The sequence below is a fragment of the Marinobacter bohaiensis genome, assembly GCF_003258515.1.
GTDB lineage: Bacteria > Pseudomonadota > Gammaproteobacteria > Pseudomonadales > Oleiphilaceae > Marinobacter_A > Marinobacter_A bohaiensis.
Window position 1 is genome coordinate 147,446 of sequence record NZ_QGEH01000004.1, and the last position, 18,082, is coordinate 165,527.

Consider the following 18,082-nt stretch of genomic DNA (forward strand, 5'->3'; position numbering starts at 1 on the left):
CTATTTCAATCGTGGATGTAAGCAGTATCCCCCCACGACGGAGGAGTGAGCAGTCCTCCAAGGATGCAGTCTGGAGAGTCAGAAGTCCCTCCGTCGGTTAATGGGGTCACATCCAGCGGATTAACGAATTTTTCAGGCACTTTCGTTCTTTCCTTATGTTTCCAGGCGGACTGGGTATCCAGGCCGCTTTTTTATTGCCGGCTATTTAACCCGCCGGTAACGCAGCAACCTCCCCCGCCGTCAATCGTTCCCCTAATTTCAACACGCCAGCAGGTCTTTGCGTCTCCACGCAGGTCATCAGCCGTTGATCCGAAAGCGCCGATCCGTTATCAATGCCGTATCGGAACAACGACAACAACCGGCATGACCACGATTTCTTCCCTCGGCACCGCGTCCATGGCCGCCGTACGACAATACCTGCGCGCCGCCGAAGCCAAAGGCGTTGCCACCGCGTCTCTTCTGGCCACCGCCGGCATCGGACTGACGGCGCAGACACCGGATGATCAACGCATCGACGGCGCCCGCTTCCAGCACTTCATCCGACTGCTCGTGGAAGCCGCGGACACCCCCATTCTCGGACTGGAAACAGGCGATTTCGTGCAACCCGGCTCCTACAGCGTGCTGGGCTACATCACCATGAGCTGCGCCACCCTGGGCGAGGCCATCCAGGCGATCGTTCCCTATGAGAAACTGGTGGGCGACATGGGGCTCACTCGCTTCGACCTCCAGGGCGATACCATGCACCTGGCCTGGCAATGCGCCTACACCGATCCGCTGGTCCGCCCTCACCTGATCGACAACGTCATCGCTTCCTGGATCCAGTACGCACGCTGGCTCGGCGACGACACGGACACCGCGCCCATCGAAGTGCGCCTGGAGCGCCCTTCACCGGGCGCAGCGTTGGAGGCCGCGTACACCGGTCGCTGGGGCTGCCCAGTGATTTTCGGCGCGGACGACAATCGTGTCGTGGCCGCCCGGCGGTTGCTGGACATCCCGCTGCGCCAGCCGGACCCAAGCCTGCGACGCACCCTGGAAGCCCATGCCCGACACCAGATGGCGAGCATCCAGGACGATGCCGCCCTGCTCACCCGGGTGCGCGAAGCCATCCGCCATCAGCTGCTGCAGGGTGTCAGCCGCCAGGATCTGGTTGCCGCCGACCTGCACATGACCCGCCGCACCCTGCAACGCCGCCTCAATCGCGAGGGCGCCAGCTATCAGGCGTTACTCGACGAGGTGCGCCAGTCGCTGGCCGCCGACCTGCTGATCCATACCGACCTGGCCATTGCCGACATCGCCGACCGCCTGGGTTTCGCTGAAGCCACGTCGTTTCACCGGCTGTTCCGGCAGCGTACCGGCCAGACGCCGACCGACTTCCGGCGCCAGCATCAGGACTAGTGCCCCATTCGTTTTATAACGGACCGGACACTACCTCGCTCGCGCCAGTGATCCGAGCACGGCGTCGCTGTCAGCGCCCAGGGAGCGGCCGGTATGGCGTGCCTGACAGGGTGTGGCACTGAACTTGATGGGATGCCCCAGTTGCGGCTGCGTGCCGCCCTCAGGGCGCGGTACATCCAGCACCATGTCGCGGGCCCGCAGTTGCGGGTGCGCCGACGCTTCGGCCACGGTGAGTACCGGCTCCACGCATGCGTCCAGCTCGGCGAACAGCGCTTGCCACTCATCCAGCGTGCGTTCGGCCAGGGCACTTTTCAGCGCCTGTTTGAGTTCACGCTGGCGCTCCGGGTCCGGACTCAGCCCCTGATCTTTCAGCTCCGACAGGCCCAGCGCATCGCACAGCCGGGCCATGAACGCCGGTTCCAGACTGCCCACCGACAGCCAGCGCCCGTCGGCAGTCTCGTAATAGTCGTAAAACGAGCCGCCGTTAAGCAGTGAGCGCTCCGGCCCGGGAACCTCACCTCCCGCCAGGCAGGCTGCTCCGGCCATGCCGTTGAGCGCAAAGGCCGCGTCGGTCATGCTCACGTCGACCAATTGCCCCTCCCCCGTTTGCTGACGGTGGATGACCGCAGCCAGAATGCCCATGACCGCATGGTGCGAGCCGCCAGCCACGTCCGCCACCTGAATACCCAGCGGCGGCGGCCCGGACGCCTGTCGGCCACAATGACTGCTCACACCGGCCAGAGCGAGGTAATTGATGTCGTGCCCGGCGCGGTAGCGATAGGGGCCGGTCTGACCATAGCCGGTGATGGCGCAGTAGATCAGGGACGGATTGATGCCCCGCAGCGTATCGTAGCCAATCCCGAGACGGTCCATGACGCCGGGGCGAAACTGCTCGATCACAATGTCGTAATCCGCCACCAATTGCTTGATCACCGCCACGCTGTCCGGCCGTTTCAGGTCAAGCGCCAGGGACGCCTTGCCCCGGTTCAGGTAGGCGTGGGCGGTGCTGGTACCGCCATCGTGTGGCGGCATGACGCGGGTCAGGTCCAGCCGGTCCGGCGCCTCTACCCGAAGGACTTCCGCCCCCATATCGGCCAGCATCATGGTGGCGTAGGGCCCAGGCAACAAGGTGGTAAAATCGAGCACACGAAGTCCTTGCAGGGGTCCGGCCATACCACTCCTCCTCTTGCCTTCAAACGTTTGAGTTCCAGAAAACGCGACGCCCTGGACGAGCGCGGCGAACTCGATCTTCAGACTGCCCGCCCGGCGCCGGACTGCCAACAGCCTCATCCGCCAAAGCGACTGGCCGGAACGATCAACTCACTGGCCCACCAGGCCAGCCAGGTTGGTTGCAAAGCCCCGGCACCCTCTTATGATGAGCGATGTTTCGTTGGAATACAGGTCACAGGATGGCAAAACTGACGGTCTCCGGACACTTCGTGCGCGCTGCCCTGGGCGGGGCCCAACAACAGGCTCTTGATACCGATGCCCTGCTGCGTACCGCCGGCATCGCGCCGGAGCGGCTGCGTGCGCCCGGCGCCCGGGTCAGTAGCGGCCAGTTTACCCGGCTGATGCAGGTCATCTGGGAGACCATGGCGGACGAATTCATGGGCCTGGGACCGCGACGCTGTCATCCGGGCACCTTCGCCACCCTGTGCACGCTGGTGATCGGACATTCAACACTGCGCGGCGGTCTGCAGCGGGCCCACCAGTTCTCGCGACTGTTCGACGGCACCGTCTGCATGCGCCTGGAAGAGCGGGAGGACAGTGGCCAGGTCGCACTGGTGCTGGAGGCCAGCGGCACGCTGGCCGATCCCCAGTACTTCCTGCGCGAGAGCATCCTGGTCATCTGGCACCGCTTGTTCAGTTGGCTCATCGGGCAGGCGATCACGCTGGACGGTGCCCGCTTCGATTACCCACCACCGACCCACGCCGACGAGTACCGCCACATCTTTCACTGCCCGCTCACGTTCAATGCGGAGCGCACCGAGTTGTTGTTCGACCGACGCTTCCTGGCCGCGCCGATCATCCGCGACCGGCCGGAGCTGCGCCGTTTCCTGAAAACCTCGCCGGCGGACCTTTTGGCCCGTCCGGACGAGGGGCACAGCTTCACCGGCCGCATCCGCGCCCTGATCGGACGGGATTTCTCCCGGGCCCTGCCGGATTTCGAGTGGATTGCCTCGGAACTGCACGTCAGCCCACAGACTCTGCGCCGACGCCTGAAGCAGGAGAACACCTCATTCCAGGAGATCAAGGACCTGCTGCGCCGGGATCTGGCGATCTACTACCTGAGCCGGGGCGACCGCCCCATCAACGACATCGCCCACGACGTCGGGTTTACCGAGCCATCGACCTTTCATCGCGCGTTCAAGAAATGGACCGGCATGACGCCGGGCGCCTGGCGGGACGGCGGCGGAGAGGAGAACTGAGCCCGGCACCGCATCGGCATGCCGGGCCCGAAAAATCAGGACGGTGACTGCAGACGGCGAATCAGATCACCCAGGGTGCGCGCCAGGGCCTGGGTGGTGTCCGGCTGACCGCCCAGCTTGAGCCAGCGCGAGCCGTCGCGCGGATCGTAGATCCAGCAGGTGCGACCGTCATCCGGGCAGTCCCAGCGCAGCAGCGGGTTAATGCCGTATACAGACAGCCGGGTGGAAATGACTTCAGAGCGACCATCCCCCAGGCGGCGGGTTTCCTGCACCTGCAGCTCGCCGTTGCCCGCCTGAACGCGATATTGCACATCCGGCGACTCGTCGGCGCGAATCACCCGGCCGTTGTTGTTACGCCATGCATTCTGGGACAACAGACTGTTGGCATGACGCTCCAGGGCCTGTTGCGGGGTGTCGGCCAGATAGAGACGCTGCAGGTCCCGGATAGCATCACCAGCGGCCGGCTCAATGGTTGCCACCGGGTCACCCTGGGACTGGGCGGCTGCCGCCACATCGCCCTGCTCGTTGCGGGTCTGCTCGACGGCGGTAATCAGCTCCAGCGCCTCCGTGTAATGCTCGCCCTCGGCACCAACCTGGGTGACGTAGGTTTCCAGTGCGGACATGGCTTCGTTCAGGTGCCCCGCCTCGAACATCACCCGACCGCGATAGAAGGCGTATTCAGCGGGTTTGGGCGTTTCCAGTGATTGCAGGCGATTGAGGTATTCGCCGGCTTCGCCCCACTTCTCGTCGGCGACCGCCTTCTCCACCGCTATCATCAGGCGGCGGGTTTCATGCTCGGGCGGCAAGGCGTAAGCCAATTGGGCGAACAGCATTCCACTGACAACCACACCCATCCATATGCTTTTCATTCCTGAATTCTCCGCAGGTACATCACTGGATTGGAAACCACGGACCCCGCCGGACCACCCGGTATTTCGGGGTATCGAGGAACCGCGCCAGGGCGGACTTCCTCCCGGTTTCCAAGTACATCGTCTCAATGCCTATTTTTACAAAAGTTTCTGCCATAAACCGCCAGGATTCAACCTGACGCCTGTGGTGCGCACGCCCTTCGTCCAACAATCGTTCATCTGGCAACAGTCGCGCATCAGTCGACAATCACGGTGCCATCGGTGTGTTCGTCGTCTTCGCCGCCGCAGCGGCCGCTGGAAACGGGAAGCGATGGCTCACGAAAACCGGCTGGGGTGTGCGGCGCGTCGATCATCGGGTGGCTCCCGGCGATTGAAGGATGATCCCGCCATTCTAGAGAAGCGGCCAGACACCCTCTGTGAACTGCGGCCCACCGCAATCAATCATCCTTGCCGACGGCGCGCACCGGCGGCTCGTCGGGTCGCTCACCGATCTCGGCCTGGTCGCGCACCGCTTTGGGCAGTTCTTTCTTGACCCGTACACCCAGCTCGACGAAGCGGTTGGCCTGGGAAATCAGGTTGCCCTTGCCCCGGGTCAGCGTATTCATGGCCGAGTCGTAGGTGCCCTGGGCGGTCTGCAACTGGCCGCCCAGTTTTTCCATGGACTCCACGAACACGCGCAGCTTGTCGTAGACGGCGCCGGCCCGGTCGGCGATCAGGCGGGCGTTCTGGCTCTGGCGCTCGTAACGCCAGATGTTCTCGATGGTGCGCAGCGTGGCCAGCAAAGTGGTGGGGGTGACCACGATGATCTTGCGCTCGAAGGCCTCGGCGAACAGCTTCTCGTCGTACTGGAAAGCGGCCACGAACGCCGGTTCGATAGGCATGAACAGCAACACGAAATCCGGCGAATGCAATCCGTGGAGCTGGCTGTAATCCTTCTCGCTGAGGCCGCGGATGTGCTGGCGCACGGCGTCCACATGGGCCTTGAGGGCGGCTTCCCGTTCGCTGTCCTCGTCGGCGGTGACCCACTCCTGGTAGGCCAGCAGCGACACTTTGGAATCCACGATCAGGTTGCGTTCGTCGGGCAGGTGGATCACCACGTCCGGACGCAGCAGCTGTCCGTCGGCATCGCGGTAGCTGCCCTGGGTCTCGTATTCGACGCCCTTGCGCAGCCCGGATTTTTCCAGCACCCGTTCCAGGATCAGCTCGCCCCAGTTGCCCTGCACCTTCTTGTCGCCTTTCAGCGCCTTGGTCAGGTTGGCCGCTTCCTCGGTGATCTGGCGGTTCAGCTTCTGCAGAGCGTCGATCTCGCTGCGCAGGGCCTGGCGGTCACGGGTCTCCGTGGTGTAGACGTCTTCCACCCGCTTGCGGAAATCCTGCAACTGGTCGCGGAAGGGGTTGAGCAGCGTGTCCAGGCTGGTGCGGGTCTGCTGGGAAAAGCGCTCGCTCTTCTGCTCGAAGATGCGGTTGGCCAGGTTCTCGAACTCCTGCTTGAGGGCGTCCCGGTTGCGCTCGAGCAGCTCCAGCTTCTCGGCGGTGGCACGTCGCTCCTCTTCCAGCGTGACCTCGTATTCGCGAATCGACACCCGGGCGTCGGAGAGTTCGCGACTGATCTTTTCGTGCTGTCCGTTCAGTTCGTTGACGCGCGTTTCCAGGGACGTCTCACGCCGGTGGGCGGCGGATTTCTCCGCCTCCAGCGAGGCCAGCCGGTTGTCCAGCTCGCTGGTCTTGTTGCGCCAGGATTCGCGGCTGGCCTCCAGCTCACTGGCCTGCTGCCGGGCCCGCTCTTCCTGCTGCCGCAACTGGTCCCGCTCCTGCTGCAGCAGGGCCACCTGACTGGTGGCCTCGTGGCTGGCCAGGGCCGCCGACTCCAGTTGTTCTTCCAGCGAGCCGATCTGCGCCCGGGCCGCCTCCCGTTCACGGCGCAGACGGCGCTGGCCGATCACGACACAGACCGCGGCGGTCAACACCAGTGTCGCCAGGGCAATGAGGGCGAGTTCGGGGATCATTTCCCGGGACAGGGACAAGGGCACAGTTTACTCCTGAAGTTGATTCGGGCCGAGGGACGCCGCGCCGCCAGGCGACGCGGGATGCGAGCACGCGGGGACATGCGCAACGCCTGTGATTATCGATGCCCATGCGTTGCCGCTGTTGCGCTCCCCACGCTACCCGGTTCGCAAAAAGGCGATCGCCGTGCTGTTGGTTGCATCCAGGGATGGAACCGGCTCGTAAACTGAGCTACAACACGGATATCACTATAACAAAAACGCGACTGCCCGGGCGCGACCCCGATCGGGCAATGCGCGCGAGCCGGCTCCGGACAGGGACTTTTCGAGACAAAACCATGCTGAAAGCATTCTGGCGCAGGACCACCGGGCAACACGACCGCCCGGAACCCCATGCCGAAGGCCCGGGCAACGTCAGCCTGACCGAACACCTCACCCACACCGGGCGCTATCACCTGGAGAGGCTGCACACGCTCGTCGGACTGCGTTACAGCGAGCCCGTCTGCCTCGACTCCGACGCGGCCATCCGCAGCCTCATCCACTACGCGTCGCGCATCCAGGACCAGGACATCCAGCGCGAACTCCTGTTGCTGTATCTCAATTGCCCGCCGGCGGTTCAGGACTATCTGCGCTCCAACGACATCCTGGATGTTGATCAGTACCTTCGCGCTCACCGGCCGCCGGGTGTGACAGAATAATGACGGGTTTGTCCACTGGGGTTACATATCGGTAAATCCTTGTAATGTCGTATTCCTGTATACTCCGGGCTTTCGAAAATCCTCCGGACAGGCGGCGGATACGACTAACGACAGGCTTTCACGGACAGAGGTTTTTTCCATGCCCACGCGCGCACTTCGCACGCTCCCCCCGCTACTGATCACGCTGTTGACCGGCACCCTGCTCGCGGGCTGTTCCGGCTCGGTCCTGGTCAAGGAGCAGGATCTTGACCAACTGACGCGTTCCGAGGCTGACCAGTCCCAACAACTGAATGAACTGAGCGAAGACCTCAAGGCCCATCACCGCGGCATGGTCCGCAACAACAACGAGAACACTCGTGCGTTGATCGAAACCATCCGTGAACAGATCAAACCGCCATCCTGCCCCAAGACGCCACAGCCGGTCTGCTCCGCGCCAAGTACGGGGATGACCGCCGATTCCCAGCGTCTTAACGGCATGCTGATCGTCGGCGAACTGGAGAGCATCCACTTCCTGGAGCCGGGGTTCACCTACGAAGCGCGGGTCGACAGCGGCGCGGAAACGTCCTCCATGGACGCCCGCAACGTCGCCTATTTCGAACGTAACGGCGAAGACTGGGTCCGCTTCGACGTGCCGGTACAGGGCACCGAGGATCAGTTCAAAACCCTGGAACGCCCGCTGTCCCGTAACGCCAGGATCATCCAGGCGTCCGCGGACGAAAGCGAGCGCCGGGCCGTCGTTGAGTTGCAGTTCGCCATTGGTGATCACGTGCAGAAGGCCGAATTTACCCTGTCGAATCGGGCCAACCTGTCTCACACCGTGCTGATTGGCCGCAACATCCTGCGCGATGTAATGCTGGTCGATGTCGGCAAGGAACACGCCACTACCCTGCCCGAGAAATTTACCCGCAATCACCCGGCCGAGGCCGGTAAGGCTGACGCCCAGTGAAATCCCGCTATCCTTTCTACACGGCGATCGCCCTGCTCATTTTCGCCGGCCTGGGCCTGTCCATGTTGCGTCACTTTGAGCTGGGAATCCCCTGGCTTTCCGGCGAAGAGCGCCCGGTCTGGCTGGTGGAAGCGCGGGTCGATTTCCAGGCACAGGGCGAACCGGTGCTGGCGAGCCTGAACCTGCCGGACGATCCGCCCGGATTCCACGTGCTGTCCGAGCAGGCCGCCTCGCCCGGTTACGGCTTCTCGATTGTCGACGACAATGGCGATCGCCGCGGCGAGTGGTCGATCCGCGAGGCCAACGGTCCGCAGACGCTGTATTTCAAGGCCCAGTTCGTGCCGGACACCAACGCCCGCGCCCAGTCACCGGATACGCCACCGGTACCGGAAAGCGTTTTCTGGGAGGAGCCCCAGGCCACAGCGGCGAACGAAGTGCTCGACCTGGCGGCGGCGAAATCCAGCACCCCGGAAAGCATGACCCGGGAGGTGATCAAGCTGGTCCGGTCCTCCGACCCGAACCAGAACACCGCACTGCTGCTGGCGGGCAATAACGACGTCGAGGTGGTGTCCAAGCTCCTCAACTACGCCGACATCCCGGCGCGTATCTCAGAAGGCATCAAGCTCGAGGACGCACGCCGCCGCCAGCCCCTGCGCCCGTTCCTGGAAATCTACGATGGCGAGAACTGGCTGACTTTCGACCCGCAAACGGGCGAACAGGGGTTGCCGGACAATGTCCTGATGTGGAGCCGCAACACCGACTCGCTGCTGGACGTCATGGGCGGCAATCAGTCGGTGGTCAGCTTTGCCATGCTGCGCCAGACCGTACCGGCCCTGCAGCTGGCCCGCGCCGAATCCATGCAGAACGGCCTGGGCTTCCTCAGCCTTTATCAGCTCCCCATCGAGGAGCAGAGCATGTTCCGCATGCTCCTGCTGCTGCCGCTGGGGGCCATGGTCGTGGCGTTCATGCGCGTGATCGTCGGCATCCGGACGTCCGGTACCTTCATGCCCGTGTTGATCGCCGTGGCCTTCCTGCAGACATCCCTCGGCCCCGGCCTGGTGACCTTCGTCAGCGTGGTGGCCATGGGGCTGCTGCTCAGGGGCTACCTGTCCAATCTCAACCTGTTACTGGTATCGAGAATTGCCACGCTGATCATACTGGTCATATTCATGAGTACGGCGATCAGTATTGTCGGCTACCAGATGGGCTTTAACACAGGCATGACGGTCACCTTCTTCCCCATGGTGATCCTGGCCTGGACCATCGAACGGATGTCGATCCTGTGGGAAGAGGAAGGCCCCCACGAGGTCTTCGTCCAGGGCGGCGGCAGCCTGCTGGTGGCCATACTGGCGTACCTGGTGATGAGCCTGCCGCTGGCCGGACACCTGACGTTCAACTTCCCGGAACTGCACCTGGTGGTGCTGGCGGTGATCCTGCTGATGGGACAGTACACCGGCTACAAGCTGAGTGAACTGCGGCGCTTCCACCCGATGAAGGAATACGACTGATGCGCTGGATCTCCCCTGGCGCTCTGGCGCGCCGCGGCATGCTTAACATGAACCGCCGCAACGTGGACTACATTGCACGCTACAACGACCGTAGCGCGTACCCGCTGGTGGACAACAAGCTCAAGACCAAGCTGATTGCCGCCGAGTACGACGTGGCGACGCCGGAGCTGCGTCAGGTGGTCAGCCAGCAGCACGAGATCTCCCACTTCCGCGAGATGATCCCCAACCTGGACGGTTTCGCCATCAAACCGGCCAAAGGCTCCGGCGGCAAGGGCATCCTGGTGATCACCGGGCGCGAGGACGATCAGTTCGTCAAAGCGTCCGGCGCCAAAGTGTCCCTGCCACACCTGGAGCGGCATCTGTCCAACGTCCTGGCCGGGCTCTACTCCCTGGGCGGCTCCCCTGACGTGGCGATTGTCGAGGACCTGATCCAGTGCCGCACGTCGCTGACCGACTTTTCGTTCCAGGGCGTGCCGGACATCCGCATCATCGTGTTCCGGGGTTATCCGGTGATGGCTATGCTGCGCCTGGCCACCAAGGCATCGGACGGTAAAGCCAACCTGCACCAGGGCGCCATCGGCGTGGGGATCGACATCGCCACGGGGCAAAGCCTCAACGCGGTGCAGTTCAACCGCCCGGTCAAGACCCATCCGGATACCGGTCACGCGCTGGACAAGATCCACATCGAGGAGTGGCACACCATGCTGGTGATGGCCTCCCGCTGCTACGAGGCCACCGGCCTGGGCTACATGGGCGCCGACCTGGTGCTGGACCAGAAAACCGGCCCCACTCTGCTGGAACTCAACGCACGCCCCGGCCTGGCCATCCAGATGGCCAACGGCAAGGGGCTGCTGCCCCGCCTGCACTACATCGAGGGCCTCAAGCGCACCCACCTGACACCGGAAGCACGGGTGGAGTACGCGATGTCGGTCTTCAGCCACGCCGGCAATCTGTCGACGCCGGCCAAGCGAGACGTTCGCCCCGGAGCCTACGCCAGCGCCTGAGCGCGCCGCCTACCCTGGCCGGATCACTACGAGCCGGAATGCGAACATAAAAAAACCCGCCTCATTCGAGGCGGGTTTTTTATTTCAGCCGGGGTTCGGCTTACTTCATGCCGGCGTCAATGAGCGCCCGCTCGTTGTTCAGCCCCTTGAACAGGCCATAACACATGACCAGCAAGACCAGCGTGAACGGCAAGCCGACACTGACTGCACCCGCCTGGAGCGTGGTCAGGGCCTCAGAGCCGCCACCGAAGATCAGGGCCGCTGCAATGGCGCCTTCCATAACCGCCCAGAAAACACGCTGCTGGGTCGGCGCATCCAGCTTACCGCCGGCGGTGATGGAGTCGATGACCAGCGAACCGGAGTCCGAAGACGTCACGAAGAACACCAGCACCAGGATGATACCGATGAAGGAGATCACCGCGGTCAGCGGGATATTCTCGAACATCTGGAACATGGCCAGGGAAACGTCGCTCAGGCCATCGGTCGCCAGGGTGCCCACGCCCGCCTGAATCTGCTCCAGCGCGCTGCCACCGAAGGCACTCATCCAGACAACCGTGATCACGGTCGGGATAATCAGTACCGCGGTGACGAACTCACGTACGGTGCGGCCTTTGGAAACACGGGCGATGAACATGCCGACGAACGGTGACCAGGAGATCCACCAGGCCCAGTAGAACACGGTCCAGCCGTGGAACCAGGTCTCGTCTTCGCGACCGAACGGGTTGCTCAGCGGCACGATGTTGGCGACGTAGGAGGAGGCGGTGGTCCACATGGCCTGGAACACGCCCAGCGTGTGGCCGGCGAAGATCACGAACGCCAACAGCAGGGCTGCGAGGACCATGTTGATGTTACTGAGAATCTTGACGCCACCGTCCAGGCCGCGCACCACGGATACCAGCGCCACGCAGGTGACACCGACGATGATGGCGATCTGGGTTGCCATGCCGCCGTCGACGCCGAACAGGTACTGCAGACCGGAAGCCGCCTGTTGTGCCCCCAGACCCAGAGATGTTGCCAGACCGAAGATGGTGGCCAGCACCGCCAGGATGTCGATGATGTCACCGATCCAGCCCCAGACGCGATCACCGAAGATCGGGAAGAACGCGGAACGCAGGGTCAGCGGCATGCCCTTGTTGAAGGCGAAGAACGACAGGGACAGCGCGACCACCGCGTAGATCGCCCACGGGTGCAGGCCCCAGTGGTACATGGTGGCGCCCAGTGCCATGCTGGCACCTTCCGGCGTATTGGGCGCTGCATTCAGCGGCGTGCCATACCAGTCGGTGTAGTAGGCCACCGGCTCAGCCACGCCCCAGAACATCAGGCCGATACCCATGCCGGCTGCGAACAGCATTGCGAACCACGACAGGGTGGAGAACTCCGGCACCGCATCCTTGCCGCCGATGCGGATCTTGCCCACCGGCATGAAGATCAGTGCCAGGCAGAAAATCACGAAGATATTACCGCTGATCAGGAACAGCCAGTCAAAGTTATTGATGGCCCCGGTCTTGGCGCCGTTAAGCATTGATTTCGAAACGTCCGGGAACAGCAGGGTTCCCACCACGAATACGATAATCAACGCAGCGGTAATGAAGAACACCGTCTTGTGCAGGTCGAGCCCCAGGGGGGTTACATTGTCCTGACCCGCTTGATAGTCGGTGGAGTACTCGTCTTTAAGGACTTCGCTCACGTCAAGTCTCCTCGAACGGATTTACTGGCCCAATAGTTTTGGACTCAAATTACAGGCGTGTAAGTTTATTGATTTGAGTACAAAATATCAAAATCGAATGACGGCCTGCCTCCATACACTCAACGTAGACCAGATTGGCCGCCGCTTCCCGGAAAATACGGAAAATCCCAATAATATGCCGGAACAGCCGGATAAAGCCGGCCCGAAAGACTTTTCGGCGTCTGAAGAGTGACATTCCCAAGCACCGACATGCGCAGCGTCACGTGAGACGCCCGACCCGCTATTTACTTACAGGTCTAAAGATGGTTGTCACCGTCCGCAAATAGCCCGCCACGCTTCCAGCGGCTCTATGTCCAGCGACTCCATGAAGGCGAAGGTCTCTGTTAGAATGAGACCCTCTCAACGGGGTGTCTGCTGGAAATGGCAGGCTGAGATCAAACCCGCAGAACCTGATCCGGATCATGCCGGCGCAGGGATTGAGTGGCATTGCGCCTATTCTGCGGCCCCCGTTTCCACCGACCGATAACGGGACCCTGACATGGCATTACCTTTCCGGGCACTGCTGGCGGCCCTGGTTTTCTGCAGCCAGTACGCCCTCGCCGCGCCCACACTGACCGTCTACACCTACCCGTCCTTCGTGTCCGAGTGGGGACCGGGACCCGCCATCAAGGAACGCTTCGAAGCCCGCTGCGATTGCACCCTCGATTTCGTAGCCCTCGACAGCAGCGTCGCCATCCTGCACCGGCTGCGCCTGGAGGGCGAATCCACCCCCGCCGACGTGGTGCTCGGCCTGGACGCCAGCATCATGGCAGACGCCCGCAGGACCGGACTGCTGGCACCACACGGCACCTCGCTGTCAGCTCTGAACCTGCCCATTACCTGGAACGACGATACCTTCGTGCCCTACGACTGGGGCTACTTCGCCTTCGTCTACGACACCGAGCAGCTGGAGCATCCCCCGACCAGCCTCGACGCCCTGATCAACGCCCCCGATGACCTCAAGATTATCCTGCAGGATCCGCGAACCAGCACCCCGGGGCTGGGCTTCCTGCTGTGGATGAAGAAAGTCTACGGCGACCGGGCGGCCGAGAAATGGCAGGCCCTGCAGCCGCACATCCTGACTATGACCAAGGGCTGGAGCGACGCCTACTTTTCCCTGTTCATGAACGGCGAGGCGCCGATGGTGCTGTCCTACAGCACCTCGCCGGCCTACCACATGGCGGTGGATAACACCGATCGCTACCAGGCGGTGGCGTTCGACGAGGGGCATTACCTGCAGGTGGAAGTTGGCGCCCGGGTGCGTACCAGCGACCAGCCCGAGCTGGCGCAACGGTTCCTGGCGTTCATGCTGTCACCGGCGTTCCAGAGCGAGATTCCGCTGAAGAACGTGATGTACCCGGCCACCGACCTGGGGGATGAGCTGCCGGACGTCTTTGAACGCCTGATCCGGCCGGAACAGACCCTCTACTTCGAACCGCAAACCGTGGCGGACAACCGCCGGACCTGGATCGACGAGTGGCTCAACGCGACCGCACAATGACACCGCCGCTGAGCCATCCCCGTTGGCAGATCTGGCCGGGTCGCCTGGTGGCGCTACTCCTGCTGGGCATCGTCGCCGCCGGCTTTTTCGGGCTGATGCGCGAGTGGCGCGGGGCGGCGCTGACCGAGCTGTGGCAGTCCGCCTACCTGCGCCAGGTGATCTGGTTCAGCGTCTACCAGGCCGCCCTGTCCACACTGCTGAGCCTGCTGCTGGCCATTCCTGTCGCCCGCGCCCTGCACCGCCAACCACGACTGTTCGGCCGCGGACTGATCCTGCGCCTGAGCGAGCTCAGCCTGGTGCTGCCCAGCATCGTCGCGGCCTTCGGGCTGGTCGCGGTCTACGGCCGCAGCGGCTGGCTCAGCCCGGTGTTCGACGCCCTCGGTGGCTGGACGCTGTACGGCCTGCAGGGCATCCTGCTGGCCCACGTCTTCTTCAACGCCCCCCTGGCGGCGCGCATCCTGCTGCAGGGGCTGGAACGCATCCCCGCCAATCAGTGGCGCCTGGCCGCCCAGTACGGCCTGGGCAGCCGCGCATTGTGGCGCAGCCTGGAGTGGCCCGCGCTGAGACAGGTCCTGCCGGGGCTGGCGGTGTTCATCTTCATCCTCTGCTTCACCAGCTTCGCCATCGTCATGACCCTGGGCGGCGGCCCGCGCTCCACCACCATCGAGGTGGCCATCTACCAGTCCCTGCGCTATGACTTCGACTTCGCCCGTGCCGCGGTGCTGGCACTGGTGCAACTGCTGATCTGCGGCAGCCTGTGGTGGCTGGCCACCCGCTATCGGGGCCCATCCGGACTGGTTCCGGGACAGTTGGAAACGTCACCGGGCCTGCGCCGCGATGCCCGGGGCTTGGCGGGCTGGCGTGACCGCACGTTGCTGGCGCTGTTCCTGCTGTTCCTGCTGCTGCCGCTGGCGGCGGTGGTCTGGAAAGGGCTGCCCGGACTCTGGACCAGCGCCGGCAACACCCTGCTCTGGTCCAGTCTGTTGCGCAGCGTGCTGGTCGCCACGGCCGCGGCCGGAATGAGCCTGGGGTTCGGGCTGGCCATCCTGGGGTGCAGCCGGCACGAACGTCAGGCGGGCCATGGTCGTCGCGCCCGGCTGACCGAAGCCTGCGGCCACCTGACCCTGCTGGTGCCGGCCCTGGTGCTGGGCACGGGGCTTTTCATCCTGCTGCGGCCGCAATTGGGCCAGGGCCCGCAGGGGCTGACGCTGGTGGCGCTGATTAACGCACTGATGGCGCTGCCCTTCGTCCTGCAGGTCCTGCGCGGGCCACTGGCCACGTTGTCGCCCGCGACCTCCCGTCTGGCGGACCAACTCGACGTGCGGGGGCTTTACCGCCTGCGCTGGATCGTCCTGCCGCTGCTGCGGCGCCCGATTCTGCTGGCCCTGGCCTACGCGGCCGGCCTGTCGCTGGGGGACTTCAGCGTGGTGGCCCTGTTCGGCAGCCCGGCCAACCCGACACTGCCGCTGCTGCTGTACCAGCAACTGGCCGGTTACCAGATGGCCAACGCCTCGGCCACGGCGCTGGTGATGCTGCTGCTATTGCTGCTGGTGTTTCATGCGCTCAACCGCCTATCGCGGGCCGCACATCGCAAGCCGCAACAACGTTCATTCCGATCACGCCGGTATCCGATCCATGCTTGACATCGACCGCCTGACTTTCCGTTACCCCGGCGCCGAGCGGGCGCTGACCTTCAGTGTCCGCGTCGACACCGGCACCTGCCTCGCCATCACCGGCCCAAGCGGCTGCGGCAAGAGCACGCTGCTCAATCTGGTAGCCGGCTTCCTGGAGCCGACATCCGGCCACGTCCGCTGGCAGGACCGTGAAATCGACGCTCTGCCGCCCTGGGAGCGGCCGGTCACCTCGGTGTTCCAGGAGGACAACCTGTTCGACCACCTCAGCGTCCGCGACAATCTGGCCATCGGCATCCACCCGGGGCTCAAGCTGAGCGACGCCGACGAGACAGCGCTGTCGTCGATGCTGGCGGATGTCGGCCTGGCGGGCATGGAACAGCGCTTGCCCACCGCGCTCTCCGGCGGCCAGCGCCAGCGAATCGCCATCGCCCGCGCCCTGCTGCGCCGCTCGCCCCTCTTGCTGCTGGACGAGCCCCTGACCGGCCTCGACCCGGACACCCGCGCCACCCTGCTGGCCCTGCTGGACCGTCACAAGGCCGCCGGAACCACTCTGCTGCTGGTCAGCCATGACACAGACGATGTGCAAACCCTGGCGGACGACGTACTGCGCCTGACAGCCTGAACCAGCTATGCTCCAATACGGGCCCCTGCCCCCGGCAGGCCCGTCACAGTCTATTCGCGAATACAGGGAGCCTTTCGTACATGCACAAGTCGTCGCCCATACCAGCCCGCTATACAGCCTATGTGATATCGCTGCTTGGACTGGTGCTGACGTTACCGCTGGCCTGGCTCTATCCGTCCACCTTTTTCCTGCCCCTGATCTTCGGCCTGCTGGCCATCCTGGGCACCTACGACCTGCTCCAGCACCGCCACACGGTCAGCCGCAACTACCCGATCCTGGCCCACTTCCGCTACTTCCTGGAGTCGATCGGTCCGGAAATCCGCCAGTACTTCATCCAGCGGGATACCGAGGAGGTACCCTTCTCCCGGGAACAGCGCGCTATCGTCTACCAGCGCGCCAAGAATGTACTCGACAAGCGCCCGTTCGGCACCCAGCACGACACCTACGCCGAAGGCTACGAATGGATGAGCCACTCCATGGCGCCGGTGGACCACAAGGACAACGATTTTCGTATCCTGATCGGCAAACACTGCAAGCAGCCCTACAGCGCCAGCATCTTCAATATATCCGCCATGAGCTTCGGCTCCCTGTCGGCCAACGCCATCGAGTCCCTCAACCAGGGGGCGAAGCTGGGTAATTTCTATCACGACACCGGGGAAGGCTCGATTTCCCGCTACCACACCAAACACGGCGGCGACCTGGTCTGGGAGATCGGTTCCGGTTACTTCGGCTGCCGCAACAGGGACGGCTCCTTCAACGAAGAGCTGTTCGTGCGGAACGCCACCCGTGACCAGGTACGGATGATCGAGATCAAACTGTCCCAGGGCGCCAAGCCGGGCCATGGCGGCATCCTGCCCGGCCCCAAGGTCACCCCGGAAATCGCCGAGGCCCGGGGCGTCACGCCCTGGGAAGACGTGGAATCCCCGGCCCAGCACAGTGCCTTCAGCACCCCGCTGGAGTTGATGGATTTCATCGAGCGGCTGCGCGAGCTGTCCGGCGGCAAACCGGTGGGTTTCAAGCTGGCCCTGGGGCATCCGTGGGAATGGTTCGGCCTGGTCAAGGCCATGCTGGAAAGCGGCAAGCGTCCGGATTTCATCGTCGTGGACGGTGGCGAGGGCGGCACCGGCGCCGCGCCGCTGGAGTTCACCAACCGCCTGGGCATGCCGATGACCGAAGCGCTGCAACTGGTCCACAATGCGCTGGTCGGAGCGAATCTGCGCGAGGAAATCGCCATCGGGGCCGCCGGCAAGATCACCTCGGCCTTCAACATTGCGCGCACGCTTGCCCTGGGCGCCGATTGGTGCAACGCGGCCCGCGGTTTCATGTTTTCCCTGGGCTGTATTCAGGCGCAAAGCTGCCACAGTGACAAGTGCCCTTCCGGCGTCGCCACGCAGGACCCGCGCCGGGGCAGCAAGCTGGACGTGGCGGACAAGAGCCAGCGGGTCTATCACTTCCACCGCAACACCATGCAGGCACTGACCAACCTGCTGGGCGCCTCCGGGCTCAAGCACCCGCGGGAGCTGGGGCCGGAGCACATCATCCGACGCGTGGACGAGAACGAAGTGCGGACCTACATGGAGCTGTTCCGCTTCCTGGAGCCCGGCGAACTGCTCAAGGGCTCTTCCGAACACACCGTGTTCGCCAAGTACTGGGACGCCTCCCGGGCGGACAGCTTCGAGCCGCCGGAATTCATCCGCAAATTACGCGAAACCAAGCTGCGCTGAACCGCCCCGTCCGGCGGGTATCG

General features: G+C 63.8%; 14 protein-coding genes and 1 riboswitch. Of the genes, 10 read left to right on the forward strand and 4 right to left on the reverse strand.

Features of this window, described 5'->3' with window-relative positions:
- The first annotated feature begins 363 nt into the window (after positions 1-363).
- Positions 364-1,395, forward strand: a complete 1,032-nt coding sequence (locus DKK67_RS17335) for an AraC family transcriptional regulator (RefSeq protein WP_228160688.1) — start codon at positions 364-366, stop codon at positions 1,393-1,395.
- A 30-nt stretch (positions 1,396-1,425) separates the two neighbouring features.
- On the opposite strand, the gene DKK67_RS17340 is transcribed toward DKK67_RS17335, so the two are convergent.
- A complete protein-coding gene (locus DKK67_RS17340) occupies positions 1,426-2,568 on the reverse strand; it encodes a CaiB/BaiF CoA transferase family protein (RefSeq protein WP_111497772.1) in 1,143 nt (380 codons plus the stop codon).
- A 236-nt stretch (positions 2,569-2,804) separates the two neighbouring features.
- Here DKK67_RS17340 and DKK67_RS17345 point away from each other — a divergent pair, with 236 nt between their 5' ends.
- Complete coding sequence (locus tag DKK67_RS17345; RefSeq protein WP_111497773.1) at positions 2,805-3,824, forward strand: AraC family transcriptional regulator; 1,020 nt, start codon at positions 2,805-2,807, stop codon at positions 3,822-3,824.
- A gap of 35 nt (positions 3,825-3,859) precedes the next feature.
- Here DKK67_RS17345 and DKK67_RS17350 read toward each other — a convergent pair whose 3' ends face one another.
- Positions 3,860-4,693 (reverse strand): hypothetical protein, encoded by an 834-nt coding sequence (locus tag DKK67_RS17350; protein WP_111497774.1) that lies wholly within the window; start codon positions 4,691-4,693, stop codon positions 3,860-3,862.
- A gap of 437 nt (positions 4,694-5,130) precedes the next feature.
- Positions 5,131-6,699 carry a DNA recombination protein RmuC gene (gene rmuC, locus DKK67_RS17355; RefSeq protein ID WP_228160703.1) on the reverse strand — a complete coding sequence of 523 codons (1,569 nt, stop codon included), beginning with the start codon at positions 6,697-6,699 and terminating at the stop codon, positions 5,131-5,133.
- A gap of 335 nt (positions 6,700-7,034) precedes the next feature.
- Here rmuC and DKK67_RS17360 point away from each other — a divergent pair, with 335 nt between their 5' ends.
- From DKK67_RS17360 to DKK67_RS17375, 4 genes are all read left to right on the forward strand, one after another.
- Positions 7,035-7,394: a hypothetical protein gene (locus tag DKK67_RS17360; protein WP_111497775.1), complete on the forward strand. Its 360-nt coding sequence runs from the start codon at positions 7,035-7,037 to the stop codon at positions 7,392-7,394.
- A 139-nt stretch (positions 7,395-7,533) separates the two neighbouring features.
- Entirely contained in the window at positions 7,534-8,340 is an 807-nt protein-coding gene (locus DKK67_RS17365; RefSeq protein WP_111497776.1) for an ATP-dependent zinc protease family protein, read from the forward strand.
- Positions 8,337-9,848: an inactive transglutaminase family protein gene (locus tag DKK67_RS17370; protein ID WP_111497777.1), complete on the forward strand. Its 1,512-nt coding sequence runs from the start codon at positions 8,337-8,339 to the stop codon at positions 9,846-9,848. The genes DKK67_RS17365 and DKK67_RS17370 overlap by 4 nt, the downstream gene beginning before the upstream one ends.
- Positions 9,848-10,852, forward strand: coding sequence for an alpha-L-glutamate ligase-like protein (locus DKK67_RS17375; RefSeq protein WP_111497778.1), 1,005 nt, complete (start codon positions 9,848-9,850; stop codon positions 10,850-10,852). Before DKK67_RS17370 ends, DKK67_RS17375 begins: the two co-directional genes overlap by 1 nt.
- A 100-nt stretch (positions 10,853-10,952) precedes the next feature.
- Here the strand turns inward: DKK67_RS17375 and DKK67_RS17380 are convergent, their stop codons facing one another.
- Positions 10,953-12,539, reverse strand: coding sequence for a BCCT family transporter (locus tag DKK67_RS17380; RefSeq protein ID WP_111497779.1), 1,587 nt, complete (start codon positions 12,537-12,539; stop codon positions 10,953-10,955).
- Between the two features lie 393 nt (positions 12,540-12,932).
- A riboswitch (TPP riboswitch) is annotated at positions 12,933-13,032 on the forward strand.
- Positions 13,033-13,077: 45 nt separating this feature from the next.
- Here DKK67_RS17380 and thiB point away from each other — a divergent pair.
- The 4 genes from thiB (at position 13,078) to DKK67_RS17400 (ending at position 18,059) form a co-directional block, all read left to right on the forward strand.
- Entirely contained in the window at positions 13,078-14,079 is a 1,002-nt protein-coding gene (thiB, locus tag DKK67_RS17385; protein ID WP_111497780.1) for a thiamine ABC transporter substrate binding subunit, read from the forward strand.
- The gene (gene thiP, locus DKK67_RS17390) at positions 14,055-15,722 is read left to right on the forward strand and encodes a thiamine/thiamine pyrophosphate ABC transporter permease (protein WP_228160689.1); all 1,668 of its coding nucleotides are present in this window, start codon (positions 14,055-14,057) and stop codon (positions 15,720-15,722) included. The genes thiB and thiP overlap by 25 nt, the downstream gene beginning before the upstream one ends.
- Complete coding sequence (locus DKK67_RS17395) at positions 15,715-16,335, forward strand: ATP-binding cassette domain-containing protein (protein WP_111497782.1); 621 nt, start codon at positions 15,715-15,717, stop codon at positions 16,333-16,335. Before thiP ends, DKK67_RS17395 begins: the two co-directional genes overlap by 8 nt.
- 80 nt (positions 16,336-16,415) lie before the next feature.
- Positions 16,416-18,059 (forward strand): FMN-binding glutamate synthase family protein, encoded by a 1,644-nt coding sequence (locus tag DKK67_RS17400; RefSeq protein WP_111497783.1) that lies wholly within the window; start codon positions 16,416-16,418, stop codon positions 18,057-18,059.
- Positions 18,060-18,082: the final 23 nt, after the last annotated feature.